This is a genomic window from Bradyrhizobium sp. DN3, assembly GCF_041357655.1.
Taxonomy (GTDB): Bacteria; Pseudomonadota; Alphaproteobacteria; order Rhizobiales; family Xanthobacteraceae; genus Bradyrhizobium.
Genome location: NZ_JAULLN010000032.1, coordinates 1 through 17562, shown reverse-complemented (window position 1 = coordinate 17562; position 17562 = coordinate 1). Strand labels below are relative to the sequence as shown.

The following is a 17562-nucleotide window of genomic DNA, read 5'->3' as shown; positions in this document are numbered from 1 at the left end:
TCAACAAATGTTTTACGCCTTCCCTGCCTAGAAATGAGGCAGGCTCGCCCCCTCAGCCCATCGTCTCCAGCTCGTCGATCATCCCCGCGATGACGCTGAGCCCGCCATCCCAGAACTTCGGATCCTTGGCATCGAGTCCGAACGGCCGCAGCAGCTCGGAATAGTGCTTGGTGCCGCCGGCGGCGAGCATGTCGAGATAGCGCTCGGCAAAGCCCTCGGCCGCATGCTCGTAGACCGCATAGAGCGAGTTCACGAGACAATCGCCGAACGCATAGGCGTAGACATAGAACGGCGAGTGGATGAAGTGCGGGATATACATCCAGTAGTTCTCGTAGCCCGCCTTGATCTCGATCGCCGGCCCCAGGCTCTCGCCCTGCACCGACAGCCAGATCTCGCCGAGTCGTGTAGCGGTGAGCTCGCCGTTCTTGCGCTCGGTGTGGACCGCGCGTTCGAACGAATAGAACGCGATCTGCCGCACCACGGTGTTGATCATGTCCTCGACCTTGCCGGCGAGCAGCGCCTGGCGCTGCTTTGCATTCTTGGTCTGGGCAAGGAGCCGCTTGAACGTGAGCATCTCGCCGAACACGCTCGCGGTCTCCGCCAGCGTCAGCGGCGTCGGCGCCATCAGCGCACCGTTCTTCGCGGCGAGCACCTGATGCACGCCATGGCCGAGCTCATGCGCCAGCGTCATCACGTCGCGCGGCTTGCCCTGGTAGTTCATCAGCACGTAAGGGTGCGCCGACGGCGTGGTCGGATGCGAGAACGCGCCCGGCACCTTGCCCGGCCGCACCGGTGCGTCGATCCAGCGGTCGGTGAAGAAGCGCTCCGCGATGTCGGCCATCTTAGGCGAGAAGCCGCGATAAGCCGTCAGCACCATGTTCCGCGCATCGGGCCAGCCAATGACGTCGGTCGCGGCAAAGGGCAGCGGCGCGTTGCGGTCCCAATAGGCGAGCCGCTTCTTGCCGAACCACTTCGCCTTCAGCGCGTAGTAGCGATGCGACAGCTTTGGATAGGCAGCGTGCACGGAAGCGACCAGCGCATCCACCACCTCGCGCTCGACGCGGTTGTTGAGGTGGCGGGAATCCGCGACGTCCTGAAAACCGCGCCAGCGGTCGGAGATGTCCTTGTCCTTCGCGAGCGTGTTGGTGATCAGCGCAAAGGTGCGCTCATTGGCCTTGAAGGTTTTCGCGAGGGCTTCGGCGGCGGTCTTCCGCTTTGCGCCGTCACGGTCCTGTAGGAGATTCAGAGTCGGCTCGATCGCGAGCTCTTTTGCGCCGACCTTGAAGCGCAGGCTCGAGATGGTCTGGTCGAACAGCCTGTTGAACGCGGAATAGCCGGTCTGCGCCTTCTCCAGGAAGAGCTGCTCGAGCTTGTCGTCGAGCTGGTACGGCTTCTCTTTGCGCAAATCCTCGATCCAGGGACGATAGTGCGCGAGCTCGGCGGCCTGCATCGCGCGGTTCAAAATATCGTCATCGATCCGGTTGAGCTCGAGCGCGAAGAACAGAAGATGCGTCGACGCCGCCGTCAGGCGCTCGGACACGTCGCCGTAAAACTTTGAAATCGCAGGGTCCACGCTGTCGCCGGCATGGACGAGACCGGCATAGGAGCCGAGACGGCCGGCGAGATCGTCGATTGCCTCATAGCGTCGCACGGCTTCCGCGAGCCATTTTCCGCCATCTTCGTTTGCTGTCCCTGTCGCGAGCTTGCCTTTGTAGTCGGTCTCGAACGCGACGCAATCGGCATCCATCCTTTCGAGATCGCGCGCCACTTCCGGCGCATCGATCCCGGAATAGAGATCGGCCAGGTTCCACTCCGGAAGCTTGCCGGTCTTGCTTGCAGGCTTTGCGGGTGAAGGATTTGCCGGTGAAGATTTGGCGAGTGAAGGCTTGGCGGACGAAGGCCTGGAGGACTTTGCTTTGACGGCGGATTTCCTGGTGCTCGGCTTGCGGGGAGCGGGCTTGCTGGAAGCGGCCTTCTTGAGAGCAGACTTTTTGAGAGCGGGCTTGGAGCGCGAATTCATTGTGTGGGAAACCTGTGTTCAACAGTCGCGACGGCGGGCGTGGGCATCAAGGTTTAAGAGTGCGTTAATCGGCTTCGGCCAGAGTGCCCCGATTCGAGACAGATAGTTGTAGCGTGCAGGGAACACCATGGCTGCCAGTATTTTGATCGCCGACGACGACGCTGTAGCCCGCCGGCTGGTCGAAAACATGGTGCAGAAATGCGGCTATGAGACGATCGTCGTGGAGTCCGGCGACGCTGCGATCGCCGCACTCACCGCTCCCGACGCCCCGGCCATCGACGGCGTCATCCTCGATCTCGTGATGCCCGGCCTCGACGGCATGGGCGTGCTGGCGAAAATCCGCGAAGCCGGCCTCAGCATCCCCGTCATCGTGCAGACCGCGCATGGCGGCATCGACAACGTGATCTCGGCGATGCGTGCCGGCGCGGCCGATTTCGTCGTCAAGCCGGTCGGCCTCGAGCGACTTCAGGTTTCGCTGCGCAACGCGCTCAACGCCTCCGCGCTCAAGGGCGAATTGCAGCGCATCCGTCACAGCCGCGAGGGCCGGCTGACCTTCTCCGACATCATCACCCGCTCCGAGGCGATGGCGGGCGTGATGCGCGCCGCGCAGAAGGCGGCGAACTCCTCGATTCCCGTGCTGATCGAGGGCGAGTCCGGCGTCGGCAAGGAGATGTTCGCGCGCGCCATCCATGGCAGCGGCGAGCGCAAGGCAAAACCTTTTGTGGCCGTGAATTGCGGCGCGATTCCCGACAACCTCGTCGAGTCCATCCTGTTCGGCCACGAGAAAGGCGCCTTCACCGGCGCCACCGAGCGGCACATGGGCAAGTTCGTCGAGGCTCATGGCGGCACGCTGTTCCTGGACGAGGTCAGCGAGTTGCCGCTGACCGCGCAGGTCAAGCTGTTGCGCGCGCTTCAGGAAGGCGCGGTCGAGGCGGTCGGCGGCCGCAAGCCCGTCAAGGTCGACGTGCGCATCATCTCCGCGACCAACCGCAAGCTCCTGGAGCGGGTGAAACAGGGACACTTCCGGGAAGATCTGTTCTATCGCCTGCACGTGCTGCCGCTGACGATCCCGTCGCTGCGCGCCCGGCGCGAGGACATTCCGCATCTGCTGCGGCATTTCCTGGCGCGCTTTGCCGCCGAGGAGAACCGCCCCATCACCGGCATCAGCGGCGAGGCGGTGGCGCACCTCGCCCAGCTCGACTGGCCCGGCAACATCCGCCAGCTCGAAAACGCGGTCTACCGCGCGGTGGTGATGAGCGACGGCGACCAGCTTGGCCTCGGCGATTTCCCCCTGCTCGCCTCGCAGCCGCATCCCGCAGCCGACATTCCGACTGCGCCATTGCTGCTCGAGCCGATCGCGGCGCCTTCCTTGGTATCAGGTAACGAAATACCGATCGCTCCCTTCCCGTCAGCGGGAGCTCTCTCCATGCTGACCGCGAGCGGCGATGTCCGCCCGCTGGAGGACATGGAGAACGAAATCATCCGCTTCGCGATCTCGCATTATCGCGGGCAGATGTCCGAAGTCGCCCGCCGCCTCAAAATCGGTCGGTCCACGCTCTACCGCAAACTCGACGAAGCAGGCGTGCCTGGCCATGGCGGGAAAAGCGATGAGGAGACGCACTGAGCCATACCTGAACAGCGGCTTGGCCGATGTTGCGACGAGGCCGCAAGCCCTTCGCATTTCGGCGAAATTTGGCCGTGACATGAACCGTGACCTGGAAGTGACAGACACAGGGAAAAGCGCGCGGGGCAAGCGCATAATCCGTTGCCAAAGAGGCTGCCTTGACGTCAGTTTGTCGTGAGTTGTCCCGGGTAGCGCTGGCCGCAAAAGCGGGGCCTGTATATCGTCTGCGTATGAATCGTTGCGTGCAGGCGTGCGACTTTCGAGAGGCCGGCGCGATTTAGCCGAAGTTTTAGAGACGATAACGAAGCTGTTCCACGAGGGACAGCTCACCCGAGGGGTGTGACACAATGCGTGACTGTTTGAACCACCGTGCAGGCTTTGACCGTGTCTTGATGACGGTCGCGGCGACCTTCCTCACGGTGTCGGCCAGCTCAGCCCTGGCGCAGGATCAGACGCGCAGCAGCGCCGCCGAGCTCGCGATCGAAGCCGCGATCCCGCGCCCCGAGCCGGCCAACGTCCCGCCTCCGACCGCTTCCGACATCAAGCTCGACACCACCGCCACCATCCCGGACTCTGCGAAAGAGCCCGTGAAGGCCGAAGTCGCACCGGCGCCCGACAAGGTCGAGACCAAGCCTTCCGACGTTGCCACCTCGCCCGCCACCGAGGCGCCGAAGAACGAGACGGCCAAGACCGAACCCGCGAAGACCGAACCCGCGAACACAGAACCCGCCAAGGCCGACACTGCGACGGCGCCTGCGGCACCTGCTGCGACTCCGGCCGCCGAGCCGGTGAAGGCCGCGAGCAACGTTCCCGCTGCCGACCAGCCGGTCGCCGACAAGCTCAGGGACATCATCGGCGCCAAGACCTCGCGCAATTTCGACCGCAAGAACGAGCGCGCCGCGATCGAGAAGTTTTACGCTGCGCGCGATTTCGCGCCGGTGTGGACACAAGGCGGCAGCCTGACCGCTGCGGCCAAGGGCGTCATCGCGCGGCTGAAGGATGCAGCCTCCGACGGCCTCAACCCCGCCGACTATCCGGTGCCGGATTTCGCCACCGCCACCACGCCCGATGCGCTCGCCGATGCCGAATTGAAGCTCATCGCCAGCATGTTCGACTATGCGCGGCAGGCCCAGAGTGGCCGCATGCACTGGTCGCAGGTCAGCGGCGACATCCTCTATCCCGAACATCCGGTCGACCCGAACGAGGTGCTCGCCAAGGTCACGACCGCGACGGACGCCTCCGCGGCGCTCGACAGTTACAATCCGCCGCACAAGCTCTACAAGGAGCTGAAGGCCAAGCTCGCGGAACTGCGCGGCCAGGGCAACGGCCCCGCGATCGAGATCGCCGACGGTCCGGCGCTGAAATACACCCCGGCCGGCAAGAAGCAGGCCGAGATCGTCGTGGAAGATCCGCGCGTGCCGCAGCTGCGCGCCAAGCTCGGCATCACCGAGAACGCGAATGACACCCGCTATGATGCGGCGGTCGCCGATGCCGTGCGCAAATTCCAGAGCGGCGTCGAGATGAAGGCGACCGGCATCCTCGACGACAAGACCGTCAAGGCGCTCAACACCCCCAAGCGCGACAAGCAGATCGACGTGGTGCTGGTGAACATGGAGCGCTGGCGCTGGCTGCCGCGCGACCTCGGCGCGCCCTCACTTGGCGATGCCTATGTCATCCTCAACATTCCCGACTACACGCTGAAGGTGATGCAGCGCGGCCAGCAGGTTTGGACCACCCGTGTCGTCACCGGCAAACCTGGCACGCATGCCACCCCGCTGCTCAGCGAGACGATGAAGTACATCACGGTCAATCCGACCTGGAACGTGCCGCCGTCGATCGTCTACAACGAATATCTGCCGGCGCTTCAGCAGGACCCGACCGTGCTTCAGCGCATGGGCCTCAAGCTCGAGCAGAACCGCGACGGCTCGGTGCACATCTCGCAGCCGCCGGGTGAAGCCAATGCGCTCGGCCGCATCCGCTTCAATTTCCCGAACAAGTTCCTGGTCTATCAGCACGACACGCCGGACAAGCATCTGTTCGCCAAGGAAGATCGCGCCTTCAGCCACGGCTGCATGCGCGTGCAGAACCCGGATCAGTACGCATCCGTGCTGCTCAACATCACCATGCCAAGCGACAAGTACACGCCGGAGCGCGTGCGCAGCATGTACGGCAAGAGCGAGATCGACCTGAAATTCCCGACCCCGATCCCGGTCAACATCACCTATCAGACCGCGTTCGTGGATGACGCCGGCAAGCTGCAATTCCGCAAGGACGTCTATGGCCGCGACGCAACCATGATCAACATCCTGAAGAACAATCGCGGCAAGGACCTCGAGGCTATCGTGGCGCATTCCCAGCCGAGCTATTCGCGCCCGGCGACGACGCTCCCCTCAGGCGTCGCGGTGGCCAACAATGGCGGCGGCTTCGGCTCATCCGGCCCGAATTTCTTCGAGCGACTGTTCGGAGCACCGACCCCGCCGCCGGCGCCGGTCGGCCGCCGGCCGCAGCGGGTGTTCACCCGCTGAGGCTCAGCTCCTTATTCTTTAGAATTCTGCAATGGAATCAGCGACCCCGTCCCCTGGATGGGGTCGCTTAATGTTAACCACCCTCCACCCGGGGCCCGGGCAGCGGGCGTTTTTTTGCCACAGTCAACCGTTTAGGATCGTATTCTGACTTGGTTTGGGGGCGGGAAGGTCAACCTCGAATTAACCTTCTCGCTTTAAGAAAGCGTTCACCCTCTTTCGCGCTGCTAACGGGGTTGGCGGGAGAGTCCATTTTGAACGCTCGTCGACTGGGTGGGCTCATACGTGCTGACTGGTCTCGCACGCCAATTCGCTGTGCTGTCGTTGTCCCATGCGGGAGTGAAGGCCGGGTCCCGGATCGGCCTCGCTTCCGTATTGCTGCTTGCCGCCGCAGGTTCGGTTCATGACGCCGCCGCGCTGAACGAAACCAAGACGCTCTCGTTCCATCACACCCATTCCGGCGAAGACCTCACCGTCACCTTCAAGCGCGACGGCCGCTATGACGAAGCCGCGCTGAAGCAGCTCAACCACTTCCTGCGCGACTGGCGCACCCAGGACGAGACCGTCATGGACCGTCGCCTGTTCGACATCCTCTGGGAAGTCTATCGCGACGTCGACGGCAAGCAGCCGATCCAGATCATCTCCTCCTACCGCTCCCCCGCCACCAACGCCATGCTCCGCCGCCGCTCCTCCGGTGTGGCGCGCTTCAGCCAGCACATGCTGGGCCATGCGATGGACTTCTATATCCCGGGCGTGCCGTTGGAGCAGATCCGCTTCGCCGGTCTGCGGCTCCAGCGCGGCGGCGTCGGCTTCTATCCGACTTCCGGCTCGCCCTTCGTGCATCTGGACACCGGTAGCATCCGGCACTGGCCGCGCATGACGCATGACCAGCTCGCCCGCGTCTTCCCGGATGGAAAAACGGTGCATCTGCCGACCGACGGCGTTCCGCTGAAGGGCTATGAGCTCGCCAAGGCCGAGATCGAGCGACGCGGCAGCGGCGACGATTCCGGCAGCAAGACGAATTTCTTCGCCGCCTTGTTCAAGGGCAAGTCGTCAGCTCCGGCCGCCAGCAGCAGCGACGAGGATGACGAGGGCGCACCCGCCGCGGCCGCGAAACCGTCCGCGCCGACCGTGGTCGCCGCCGTGGCCAAACCCGCCGAGCCGGTGCCGACGCCGCGCGCCAAGCCGCAAATGGCCGCAACGCTCCAGCTGGCCTCGGCCGATGCGCAGATCGTTGCGCCGCCCAAGCCGAAGCCCGCGCCCCTGGCTGACAAGCCAGCGGCCGGCAAGCCCGAGACCCCGGCCGACATCATCAATGCCCGCGGCTTCTGGGATGATATCCCGGCTGCGCCACAGCAGGCGACGCCGGCGCAGGTCGCCGCGTTGAAGGCGCGCCAGGCGCTCGCCGCCGCCACCGATCCGCAAGCCACCGCGAGCGTCTCCAGCGCGGCCTATCAGGCGCTGGCCTTTGCGCCGGCATCCGCCTCGCCGGTCGATCGCGCCAACGTCGTCGCCGCCTCCGCGCCGATCCCGCGCTCAGCACGTCCTGCTTCCGCGACGCGCAGCCTCGCTCAGGCGACGGAGATCAACACGGTGGTCGGCAAGAGCATCGATGGCAGGGTCGCCACCGCGACCCGGCTCTCCGCGGCCAAGGGCGACAGTGTCTGGCTCAAGATCGTGATGCTCTCACCGAGCGCCAGCCGTGCGATGTCGGTGACGCTGATGGGCGAGCTCGATACGGCGGCGCTGCGCCGCTTTTTCGTCAAGCCGCAGGCCGTGATCGCGATGGGTTTTGTCGAGGACCCGATGCAGGGCCTGTCCTGCGACAGCTTCTCGGGCAGCGCGACCGCAAAGCTCCAGACGACGTCCTTCGTCATGCGTACCGCCGCGCTGCGCTGAGAGCCGCGGCCCGGCAAGCTCTCCCCTGCCCCATTCTTCCTCCCGCGCATCGATCATGCCGGCAGGCCAGCCCTGACGAGGCCGGATTCGTGACGCTCGCGATCGATCTCGCGCTTGTAGTGCAGGGTTGCAAGATAGGCTGCCACCGAGAACCTGGGTTCGCGCTTCAGGACCTCCGCGGCGTGAGCGCCAGCCGCGACGGCATTGTTCATCTGCGCGAATATCGCTGCAAGGAATGCGTGATGGGTATAGTCGGGCCGCGTGATCCTTGAAAACGCCTCGGCGGCCTCGGCGTATTTCTCCGCACAATAATACGCCCGACCGAGATGGCTCCAAAATCGCTCGGGATGATGAGGGTTGAGGCGCATCGCTTTCCTGATCCAGTCGATGCCCTCCTCAGGCAAGCCCAGCCAGGTCAGGAGCTCTCCCTGCTGCACGACGATCAGATCGTAGTTCGGGTTGAGGGCCAGCGCACGCTCCTGATGATAGGTGGCCTTTTCATAGTCGTGGCGCGTCAGATTGAGCGCGGCGAGGATCCGGTGCACGTCCGCATCGTTGTCGTCGAGCGCCAATGCGATCTCGAGTTCAGAAGCCACCTGCTCGAAGGTCGCGTCGCGGTCAGCGCACCAGCCATAGATCCAGCACTGGCCGAGCACACACGCCTTCCAGGCGTGAGCGTGGGCGTAATTCGGATCCATTGCCAGCGCCCGGTTGAGCAGGGTCTGCGCCTGCGCGTTGTCCTCGCGTGTTGAACGGTGATGCAGGAGCTTTGCAGCCAGCACGCATTCGTAAGCGCGCATGTTCTCGGTCGGCTTCCGCTTGGTGCGGTCATGCGCTGCCGCTTCCACGCGACCAGGCAACGTCGCGACGATTGCGCGGGTCATCTCGTCCTGGATGGCGAAAATATCCTCGAGCTCGCGATCGTAACGTTCGGCCCAGATATGGCGGTCGGTTTCCGCATCGATCAGCTGCACGGTGACGCGGACGCGCCCCCCGGCCTTCCGCACGCTGCCCTCGATGACATAGTCGACGCCGAACTCGCGGCCGATGTCCTGGACCTTTACCGCCTTGCCCTTGTAGACGAAGGTTGAGTTCCGCGAGATGACGAGCAAGTCGTGGAAGCGCGAGAGCTCGGTGATGATGTCTTCCGTGAGACCGTCGGCGAAGAACTCCTGTTCCGGATCGCCGCTCATGTTGGCGAACGGCAGCACGGCGATCGACGGCTTCTTTGAGACAACCGGTGACGTAACAGCCTTGGTCGCGTCGGGCAGACTTGCAGGCCCCTCCGCCAGCCGAATGCGGAAGACGCGGATCGGGCGAGTGATGTTCTTGACGCTCTGCTCGCCGAGATCGTCGAATTGAACTCCGTCGAGCCGGTCGCCAACCTGATCGCGCACCGCGCCTGAAACGCAGATCCCTCCAGGCTCGGCTAGCGTTTCCAGTCGCGCCGCGACGTTGACCCCGTCACCGAAAATGTCGTCTTGATCGACGATGACATCGCCGAGATTGATGCCAATGCGGAATTGTATCCATCGCGGCGGCGGGACATCGGCATTGCGCCGCGCCATGCGGCGCTGAACCTCGGCGGCACACAGCACGGCATCGACGACGCTGTGGAATTCGGCGAGCATGCCGTCGCCCGTCGTCTTGATGATGATGCCGCGATTTTTGGCAATGGCCGGATCAATGAGCTCGACCCGGTGGGTCTTGAGGCGCGCAAGGGTGCCCGCCTCGTCGACTTCCATCAGCCGGCTAAAGCCGACCATGTCGGCGGCGAGGACCGCGGCAAGCCTGCGCTCTGGTCCCGGCACATCCATCGCTCGGTCCCTTCACCGAGCACTCTAGCAGATGACGGGACTTCGCCCAAGCTTGGTGCGCTGCAACGCCTACCGGGCGAAACGCCTCAGAGCATCCCCAGCGCCTGCATGTAGGTCTCGAGAATGGTCTCGGCCTCGGCGCGCTCGTTGGGGTCCTGCTTGCGCAGGCGCACGATGGTGCGCAGCGCCTTAACGTCGTAGCCGTTGCCCTTGCTCTCGGCGTAGACGTCGCGGATGTCGTCGGAGATCGCCTTCTTCTCTTCCTCCAGCCGCTCGATGCGCTCGATGATGGATTTGAGCTGGTCCTTGGCAAATTTCGTCGCGGGCTCGTCGTCGCGGACGGCGGCGGAGGTGGCCATCTTGGTACTCCCAATGGAACTGGCAAAACGAGGTGACGCCGGCATCCTCACCGCGCGTGCTGGGTAGACCCTTAGGGTTGGCGCCCTCCGCGTTCAAGGCAGCATCGCGCTCGTCCACAGCGCGCCCACACCTTCCTGCAGCGAGGCGAAGAAAGCTGTTGTGTGGCGCGACTCAGCAGGCCGCAGGCTGCCGTTCAGTGCCCGTGGGGATGGACCTTCTTCATCGCCTCGATCTGCTCGGGCGTGGCCGTGCCCTGGTATTTCGATTTCCAGGTCTCGTAGGGCATGCCGTAGACGGCCTCACGGCTCTCGTCCTTGCTTAAGGCGACACCTTGGGCGTCGGCGGCATCCTTGAGCCAATTGGACAGGCAGTTGCGGCAGAAGCCGGCCAGATTCATCAGGTCGATGTTCTGGACGTCCGTCCGCGTCCTCAAATGATCGACCAGGCGCCGGAAAGCGGCCGCCTCGAGCTCCGTTCTGGTTTTGTCGTCGATTGCCATAACTGGATTCCTTAAGACCTGCCCCGATGGCCGTCACCCTTACGGGATCAGGTGGGTCCTGTCACAGATTTTGCCATATCACGGCGCAAACGGGCCGAAACCCCGGCCTTGGGTCAGTTCCCGGCCCCTACGCCAAATCGTCAATGATCTGATATAGCTTTTCGCGACTATGATCGCCGAATCTCCCCGCTCCCTCCTTCGCATGCTCGCCCGGTTGGTCCCGGTGCTGGCGGTCGCGCTGCTGTGCCTCTGGACCAGCCCGGCGTCTGCCGATTTCCGCCTATGCAACAACACGTCGAGCCGGGTCGGGATCGCGCTGGGCTACAAGGACGCCGAGGGCTGGACCACCGAGGGCTGGTGGAACATCTCGTCCCGCTCCTGCGAGACCCTGCTGCGGGGAACGTTGGTCGCCCGTTACTATTACATCTACGCCATCGACTACGACCGTGGCGGTGAATGGTCGGGTCAGGCCTTCATGTGCTCGCGCGACAAGGAGTTCACCATCCGCGGCACCGAGGATTGCCTGGCGCGCGGCTACGACCGGACCGGCTATTTCGAGGTCGATACCGGCGAGCAGCGGGCCTGGACGGTCCAGCTCACCGACGCCAACGAACAGCCGGCGCAGCAGCGCGTGCCCGGCCTGCCCGGCCCGGTCGGTCCGGGCGGGGTGCCGGGTTTGCCCAATAGCCCGCCCGGTGGTACGCCCCCCGCGCCTGGCCTCCCGCCAGGCGCTGCCCCGCCCCCGTCTGGAAGTAAGCCATGAGGCGCCTTCGCCGTATCAAGATTCTCGCGACCCTGGGACCCGCCTCTTCAGACCTCGCGATGATCCGCCGCCTGTTCGAGGCCGGCGCCGACCTGTTCCGCATCAACATGAGCCACACCCCGCACGACAAGATGCGGGAGCTGGTGGCGACGATCCGCAACGTCGAAAGCAGCTATGGCCGGCCGATCGGCATTCTGGTCGACCTCCAGGGCCCGAAGCTCAGGCTCGGCGCCTTCACTGACGGCGCGGTCCAGCTCCAGAACGGCCAGACCTTCACGCTCGATTCCGACAAGGCGCCGGGCGATGCCACGCGCGTCCACCTGCCTCATCCGGAGATCCTGGCCGCGCTGCGGCCGGGACATGCGCTGCTGCTCGACGACGGCAAGGTGCGGCTGATCGCGGAGGAGACCTCGAAGGAGCACGCGGTGACGCGTGTCGTGGTCGGCGGCAAGATGAGCGACCGCAAGGGCGTCAGCCTGCCCGACACCGACCTGCCGGTCTCGGCCATGACGCCGAAGGACCGCGCCGACCTCGAGGCTGCGCTGGTTACCGGCGTCGACTGGATCGCGCTGTCCTTCGTGCAGCGCGCCGACGACGTGCTCGAAGCCAAGAAGATGATCCGCGGCCGCGCCGCCGTGATGGCCAAGATCGAGAAGCCGCAGGCGATCGACCGCCTCGCCGACATCATCGAGGCCTCCGATGCCCTGATGGTGGCGCGCGGTGATCTCGGCGTCGAGCTGCCGCTGGAGCGGGTGCCGAGCCTGCAGAAACAGATGACGCGGATGGCGCGCCGCGCCGGTAAGCCGGTGGTGATCGCGACCCAGATGCTGGAATCGATGATCCAGTCGCCGGTGCCGACCCGCGCCGAAGTCTCCGACGTCGCCACCGCCGTCTATGAGGGCGCCGACGCCATCATGCTGTCGGCGGAATCGGCGGCCGGCAAATTCCCGGTCGAGGCGGTCTCGACCATGAACCGCATCGGCGAGGAGGTCGAGCGCGACCCGACCTATCGCTCGGTGATCATGGCGCAGCGCCCCGCGCCGGAATCCACCGCGGGCGATGCCATCGCCGACGCCGCGCGCCAGATCGCCGAGACGCTCGACCTGCCCGCTTTGATCTGCTGGACCAGTTCGGGCTCGACCGCCGTGCGCGTCGCGCGTGAGCGGCCGAAGCCGCCGATCGTGGCGATCACGCCGAACATCTCGGCCGGCCGCCGCCTCGCCGTGGTCTGGGGCGTGCATTGCGTTGTAGCCGAGGATGCGCGCGACCAGGACGACATGGTCGGCCGCGCCGGCCAGATCGCGTTCCGGGACGGCTTCGTCCGCGCCGGCCAGCGCGTCATCATCGTCGCCGGCGTGCCACTCGGCATCCCCGGCACCACCAACATGGTGCGCATCGCCTCGGTCGGCCCCGAGGGGGACGCACATATCTGATTTCCGGTCGCTCCGACAAAAAATGCGAAAACAACCCCATGCACAGTAGACGGCGCATTCGGCGCCCGAGCTGCGGTTTTTCGAAAAACCCTGTGCGACCAATGGCCTGAGCGCAATCAGGCCTCGCCCCGGGCCGCACGGCGACTTCTACGCGCCCACCAGCGCCTTCGCGGTCGGTAACAGCGTCTGCTGCACCACCAGACCCCTGGCGCGCGCGTCCATGACGCCGACGGCGCGCAGCGCCAGCAGCGTCACGGTCTGCACCGCATCGCGCATCTTGACGGGATCTTCGAGATTGTCAGGCGCGAGCGGCCCGACCAGGGCCTCATGCAGCGCGCCAAGCAGCGCGGTGGCGGCGAGCGCGGTATCCTGCGCCGGCAGATGGCCGGCGCGCACGGCGGCGTCGATCCGCGAGGCGATCTCGCCCGCGATCTCGCGCCGGCTGGCAAGACGCGAGGCGCTGACATCGACATCGACGGGCTCGGCCAGGATGCCCCAGGCCAGCCTGCGCTGCGACAGCGTATGGACCGCCACGGTGGTGACGGCAGCCGCCAGCGCCGAGGACGGCCCCGGCGCGGCGTCGGCCGCCCGCCGGATCGCCGCGAGCTCGTCGCGGGAGACCTCGGCGATCAATTCGGAGATCAGCTCGGCCTTGGAGGGGAAGTAGCGGTAGACCGTGCCGGCCGCGACATTGGCGCGGACCGCGACCGGCGCAATCTGCACCGCCGCCATCCCGCCCTCCGCCGCAGCCTCCCGCGCCGCGGCCAATATCGCACTGCGCCGGGCCGCAAGGCGCTTCACCACTTGATGCGTCCGCCGATAAACCATGGCGCGCTTCCTGTCCCACACGCCAGCCACACGCCCTGCGGCCGAACGCTTCGTCACTGCAAAGATACAAATCGCCCCGCAAAGACTGAACAACTATTCAGGGTGGATGACAAGATGCAAATGCGTGGAGCGTCACAGCGAACGGGCTGGAGCGCCAGCCACGCCGCGAAGGCGACAGCGCGATGAGATCAGGCTTGATGGCCTGCCGCACAACAGGTGCGCTGGGGATGGGGTGTCCCCGCAATCAATAGCCCAAGACCCAAGAGGAGAGAGCCCTCACCCGGCGCTTCGCGCCGACCTCTCCCGCAAGCGGGAGAGGTCATAGGAGCTTGCGGCGACTCAAGCGATTCCGCCTGAAGCCCCCCGCTGTAACGCCGCGAGAAGCGACGCCCAAAAGAAAAGAGCCCCGTCCAGGACGGGGCTCTCGAAATTCCTAAGTCGTCCAGTCTTACTTCAGGCTGCTCGAGATCGAGCCGAACTTGGTGTTCAGCGAGCTGCCGAGGTTGTTGACGACGGTGATGATCGCGAGCGCGATGCCGGCGGCAATCAGGCCGTATTCGATGGCGGTGGCGCCGGATTCGTCTTTCACGAAACGCGAAACGAGGTTCTTCATAGACTGCTCCAAAGATTAAACGGGGCTACAAACTGGTCTGGTCTTTTCGGCTTCCCAGCGCCGCCCGACCATGAAACCGAACCTAGAGGCAAAGAATTTCGCCGCAGTTAATTCGACTGCGGAAACACGGAGCGGTTTGCGTGTATTCGTCGATGGTAAATCGAAATTGAAAACAATCGGTTAAATTGTCGGGACATGAAATCGGCCCGGCGCCGCCGGTTTACCCGAAGTTATGACCACGCATGGTCCAATGCCGCCCGCTCGGCCTGAAGCGCGATGAGATGAATCGTTTATCGCGCTTCAGGTTATTGTTTGAGCATGACCTTCCCGGAAAACCGCGACACACTTTTCCGGATCATGCTTGGACCGACACAGGACCACGAGGCGGCATGTCCCTTTCCTTTGCCAACAGCATTGCGGTGCAGAGCCGCGCGCGCGCCCTGGTGCCGTTGTGCGTCGGTGCAGGCACCTATCTGTTCTTCCTCTTTGTCAGCGACACGCTGCTTCAGGACTCCGACTCGTTCTGGCAGATCAAGATCGGGCAATGGATCCTCGACCACGGCGCAATGCCGTACACGGACTTCTATTCCTTCACGCGGACCGGTGCGCCCTGGATTTCGACGTCGTGGCTGTCGCAGGTGATGTTTGCGTTCTCCTACACGCAATGGGGCTGGGCCGGGCCAGTGATCCTCACCGCGATCGGGATCGCGCTCTCGACCGCGATCTTCGTCCATCTGCTAGATGCGCAGATCGAGGCACCGCGCGCGGTGCTGTTCGCGCTGCTGGCGCTGCTGTTGGCGCTGCATCACGTGCTGGCGCGGCCGCATATCCTGGCGCTGCCCGTCATGGTGGCGTGGCTCGGCCTCTTGATGGCGGCGGCCGACCGCAGGAGCGCGCCGTCCTGGGCCTGGCTGCCGCTGATGGCGCTCTGGGCGAATTTGCACGGCGGCTTCGTGCTGGGCCTTGCGCTGATCGGTCCGATCTCGCTCGAGGCGGTCGAGCATGCCGAGAAGGGACGACGGCTCCAACTGTTCCTACGCTGGGTGCTGTTTGGCGTCGGCGCATTGATCGCGAGCTGCTGCACGCCTTACGGCTGGCGAACGCTGATGGGCGCGACCAACATCCTCAGCCTCGGCGAGCTGCTGTCGCTGATCTTCGAATGGATGCCGGCGAACTTCGCCACGTTCACATCATTCGAGGGCGCGCTGCTCGGCCTGATCGCGCTCGGTTACTACCGCGGCCTCGTGCTCTCGGCGCCCAGGATCTTCCTGATCCTGTTCCTGACCTGGAGCGCGCTGACCCATGTCAGGAGCATCGAGGCCTTTGCCTTTCTGGTGCCGCTGGTGCTGGCAAAGCCGCTCGGCGAGATGTTTTCGCGGCCGCCGGCTGACGCCACTGGCGCCGACCACGGGCCGGCCCGCTACGTCACCGCGCTCGGCGCACTGATGATTGTCGGCGCGAGCTGGACCTCGACCTCGCTCTATATGGGGCATCACCGCTTCGGCTTCACGATGACACAGACGCCGGTTGCAGCGGTCGACCTGCTCGAGCAGCGCAAGGTGCAACGCATCTTCAACGCCTATCAGTTCGGCGGCTATCTGATCTCGCGCGACATCCCCGTCTTCGTCGACGGCCGCGCCGAGCTCTATGGCGAGAAATTCGTCATGGACTTCTTCAAGGCGACGGAGGGCAAGAAGCCCGAGCTGCTGCCGCGCCTGCTCGATGAATACAAGATCGACGCGACGCTGTTGGTCGCCGATGCGCCGGGCCCGCAGATCCTCGACCAGCTCAAGGGCTGGAAGCGGATCTATGCGGATGACATCGCCGTGATCCATGTGCGGGAGAATGCGGAAGGGGCGGCCGCGACGCTGTCGAAATGAGGATGTAAGTCCAGGCCGCGCTTCCAAATGAGAGCTCCGCTTCCAGGTGTGGAGCGGACTGCTGCAGGCACTGCGGCCATTTCGCCGTTTGACCCAAGACGGACGTTAGGTGAGGAATCCCGCTTGAGAGCATTTTGGTCGGCAATGCGTGCCCTTCCAGATGCGGTGATGGATCGTGACCGCTGGAGGCCCCATGACGCAGTGCGGTCGTTCGCCGGACGCCGTGTTTTGCTGAGGTGATGCGTCGAATCGGCTCATTGCGCTCGAGCGCTCGACGTGAGCCCATTACTTCTCGGAGAGCGCACGATGAAGGCCTTGCTGCTGCTCGTGTTTGCCATGGTTGTCGTGGCCCGGGAAGCGACCGCTCAGGACGCCCCAAAGGACGCGCAATGCGTCCGCGAGCGCGTCGCCATGGTCGAAACCATCCGGGCATACGCCCGATCCGCCGCCAGTGCCTTGGGACAGCAAGGCCTGTCGGAGAGTGTCCTTGAGGCCATGGAGCAAACGAAACGCCATCTATTCATCCCCGAGCAATCTTGCTCCATCGCATACGCGGACAGACCGATGCCGATCGGTCTCGGGCAGACCATATCGCAGCCGTACATCGTGGCCTTGATGACCCAATTGGTCGAGGTCGCGCCGGATCACGTTGTGCTGGAAGTGGGGACGGGTTCGGGCTATCAGGCCGCCGTCCTTGCGCACCTGGCGCGAAAGGTCTGCACCATCGAGATCATCCCGCAATTGGCCGAGACCGCCGCGAAAACATTAAGAGACCTCGCGTATGACAACGTGAGCGTCAAGCTTGGCGACGGATACGATGGCTGGCCCGAATGCGGTCCTTTTGACGCCATCGTCGTGACTGCCGCGCTCGGGCAGCCACCGCCGCCCCTGATTGAACAGCTTAAAGTAGGTGGCCGGCTCGTTATGCCGGTGGGACCCGGTTACACCACTCAGCAGCTCACGGTCGTCGAAAAAATCGCCCCCGACAAGACGACGACGCGCGCCGTCGCCCTCGTGCGCTTTGTCCCCTTTACGCGTTCACAAAACTAAGCTCGCAAACGTCCCGTTCTTGCTGAGCCGGCATTTGTCGAGGCGGCTGGCGCCTCGCGCGAATGCACGTTTGGAGCGGCAGCAATTAGCCCATCAGCCAAGTGGCGGCCTCTCTGGTGGAGGGTCTGCTTGTCGGCGCATAGCGGACTAGATTTGCTCACCCTAAGTTCTTCGCATGTTGACCCTGAGCCGACGTGCACGAAGTTTCAGAGGGGCGCTCTCGCCTTCATCAAAACGAACAGGTGAGAACCGGC

13 protein-coding genes are annotated in these 17562 nt (G+C 64.5%); 7 read left to right on the top strand and 6 right to left on the bottom strand.

Annotated features, from left to right (window positions below; all coding sequences use genetic code 11):
- Positions 1-52: 52 nt before the first annotated feature.
- Positions 53-2020: a M3 family oligoendopeptidase gene (locus AAE027_RS33520; protein ID WP_370990259.1), complete on the bottom strand. Its 1968-nt coding sequence runs from the start codon at positions 2018-2020 to the stop codon at positions 53-55.
- A 127-nt stretch (positions 2021-2147) separates the two neighbouring features.
- Here AAE027_RS33520 and AAE027_RS33515 point away from each other — a divergent pair, with 127 nt between their 5' ends.
- The 3 genes from AAE027_RS33515 (at position 2148) to AAE027_RS33505 (ending at position 8065) form a co-directional block, all read left to right on the top strand.
- A complete protein-coding gene (locus tag AAE027_RS33515) occupies positions 2148-3644 on the top strand; it encodes a sigma-54-dependent transcriptional regulator (protein WP_370990258.1) in 1497 nt (498 codons plus the stop codon).
- Positions 3645-3991: 347 nt separating this feature from the next.
- Complete coding sequence (locus AAE027_RS33510) at positions 3992-6169, top strand: L,D-transpeptidase family protein (RefSeq protein ID WP_370990257.1); 2178 nt, start codon at positions 3992-3994, stop codon at positions 6167-6169.
- 282 nt (positions 6170-6451) lie between these two features.
- Positions 6452-8065, top strand: a complete 1614-nt coding sequence (locus AAE027_RS33505) for a peptidoglycan L,D-endopeptidase MepK (RefSeq protein WP_370990256.1) — start codon at positions 6452-6454, stop codon at positions 8063-8065.
- A 53-nt stretch (positions 8066-8118) separates the two neighbouring features.
- Here the strand turns inward: AAE027_RS33505 and AAE027_RS33500 are convergent, their stop codons facing one another.
- The 3 genes from AAE027_RS33500 to AAE027_RS33490 form a co-directional block, all read right to left on the bottom strand.
- Positions 8119-9882 carry an adenylate/guanylate cyclase domain-containing protein gene (locus AAE027_RS33500; RefSeq protein WP_370990255.1) on the bottom strand — a complete coding sequence of 588 codons (1764 nt, stop codon included), beginning with the start codon at positions 9880-9882 and terminating at the stop codon, positions 8119-8121.
- 86 nt (positions 9883-9968) lie between these two features.
- Positions 9969-10241, bottom strand: a complete 273-nt coding sequence (locus AAE027_RS33495) for a DUF2312 domain-containing protein (protein WP_018641571.1) — start codon at positions 10239-10241, stop codon at positions 9969-9971.
- Between the two features lie 194 nt (positions 10242-10435).
- Positions 10436-10741: a DUF1244 domain-containing protein gene (locus AAE027_RS33490; protein WP_247465949.1), complete on the bottom strand. Its 306-nt coding sequence runs from the start codon at positions 10739-10741 to the stop codon at positions 10436-10438.
- 169 nt (positions 10742-10910) lie between these two features.
- On the opposite strand from AAE027_RS33490, the gene AAE027_RS33485 reads away from it, so the two are divergent.
- Entirely contained in the window at positions 10911-11504 is a 594-nt protein-coding gene (locus AAE027_RS33485; RefSeq protein WP_091888194.1) for a DUF1036 domain-containing protein, read from the top strand.
- A complete protein-coding gene (pyk, locus tag AAE027_RS33480) occupies positions 11501-12937 on the top strand; it encodes a pyruvate kinase (RefSeq protein WP_091888192.1) in 1437 nt (478 codons plus the stop codon). The genes AAE027_RS33485 and pyk overlap by 4 nt, the downstream gene beginning before the upstream one ends.
- A gap of 147 nt (positions 12938-13084) precedes the next feature.
- Here pyk and AAE027_RS33475 read toward each other — a convergent pair whose 3' ends face one another.
- Positions 13085-13765 (bottom strand): TetR/AcrR family transcriptional regulator, encoded by a 681-nt coding sequence (locus AAE027_RS33475; RefSeq protein WP_091888190.1) that lies wholly within the window; start codon positions 13763-13765, stop codon positions 13085-13087.
- A gap of 448 nt (positions 13766-14213) precedes the next feature.
- The gene (locus AAE027_RS33470) at positions 14214-14378 is read right to left on the bottom strand and encodes a Flp family type IVb pilin (RefSeq protein WP_014492421.1); all 165 of its coding nucleotides are present in this window, start codon (positions 14376-14378) and stop codon (positions 14214-14216) included.
- Positions 14379-14767: 389 nt separating this feature from the next.
- Here AAE027_RS33470 and AAE027_RS33465 point away from each other — a divergent pair, with 389 nt between their 5' ends.
- Entirely contained in the window at positions 14768-16258 is a 1491-nt protein-coding gene (locus tag AAE027_RS33465; protein WP_370990254.1) for a hypothetical protein, read from the top strand.
- Between the two features lie 306 nt (positions 16259-16564).
- Positions 16565-17308 (top strand): protein-L-isoaspartate(D-aspartate) O-methyltransferase, encoded by a 744-nt coding sequence (locus AAE027_RS33460; protein ID WP_370990253.1) that lies wholly within the window; start codon positions 16565-16567, stop codon positions 17306-17308.
- Positions 17309-17562: the final 254 nt, after the last annotated feature.

Excerpts from the sequence above, each read along its gene's own strand:
- pyk (WP_091888192.1), top strand. The coding sequence starts at position 11,501 with ATGAGGCGCCTTCGCCGTATCAAGATTCTCGCGACCCTGGGACCCGCC.
- AAE027_RS33500 (WP_370990255.1), bottom strand. The coding sequence starts at position 9,882 with ATGGATGTGCCGGGACCAGAGCGCAGGCTTGCCGCGGTCCTCGCCGCC.
- AAE027_RS33495 (WP_018641571.1), bottom strand. The coding sequence starts at position 10,241 with ATGGCCACCTCCGCCGCCGTCCGCGACGACGAGCCCGCGACGAAATTT.
- AAE027_RS33470 (WP_014492421.1), bottom strand. The coding sequence starts at position 14,378 with ATGAAGAACCTCGTTTCGCGTTTCGTGAAAGACGAATCCGGCGCCACC.
- AAE027_RS33515 (WP_370990258.1), top strand. The coding sequence starts at position 2,148 with ATGGCTGCCAGTATTTTGATCGCCGACGACGACGCTGTAGCCCGCCGG.
- AAE027_RS33465 (WP_370990254.1), top strand. The coding sequence starts at position 14,768 with ATGTCCCTTTCCTTTGCCAACAGCATTGCGGTGCAGAGCCGCGCGCGC.
- AAE027_RS33460 (WP_370990253.1), top strand. The coding sequence starts at position 16,565 with ATGAAGGCCTTGCTGCTGCTCGTGTTTGCCATGGTTGTCGTGGCCCGG.
- AAE027_RS33490 (WP_247465949.1), bottom strand. The coding sequence starts at position 10,741 with ATGGCAATCGACGACAAAACCAGAACGGAGCTCGAGGCGGCCGCTTTC.
- AAE027_RS33510 (WP_370990257.1), top strand. The coding sequence starts at position 3,992 with ATGCGTGACTGTTTGAACCACCGTGCAGGCTTTGACCGTGTCTTGATG.
- AAE027_RS33485 (WP_091888194.1), top strand. The coding sequence starts at position 10,911 with ATGATCGCCGAATCTCCCCGCTCCCTCCTTCGCATGCTCGCCCGGTTG.
- AAE027_RS33520 (WP_370990259.1), bottom strand. The coding sequence starts at position 2,020 with ATGAATTCGCGCTCCAAGCCCGCTCTCAAAAAGTCTGCTCTCAAGAAG.
- AAE027_RS33475 (WP_091888190.1), bottom strand. The coding sequence starts at position 13,765 with ATGGTTTATCGGCGGACGCATCAAGTGGTGAAGCGCCTTGCGGCCCGG.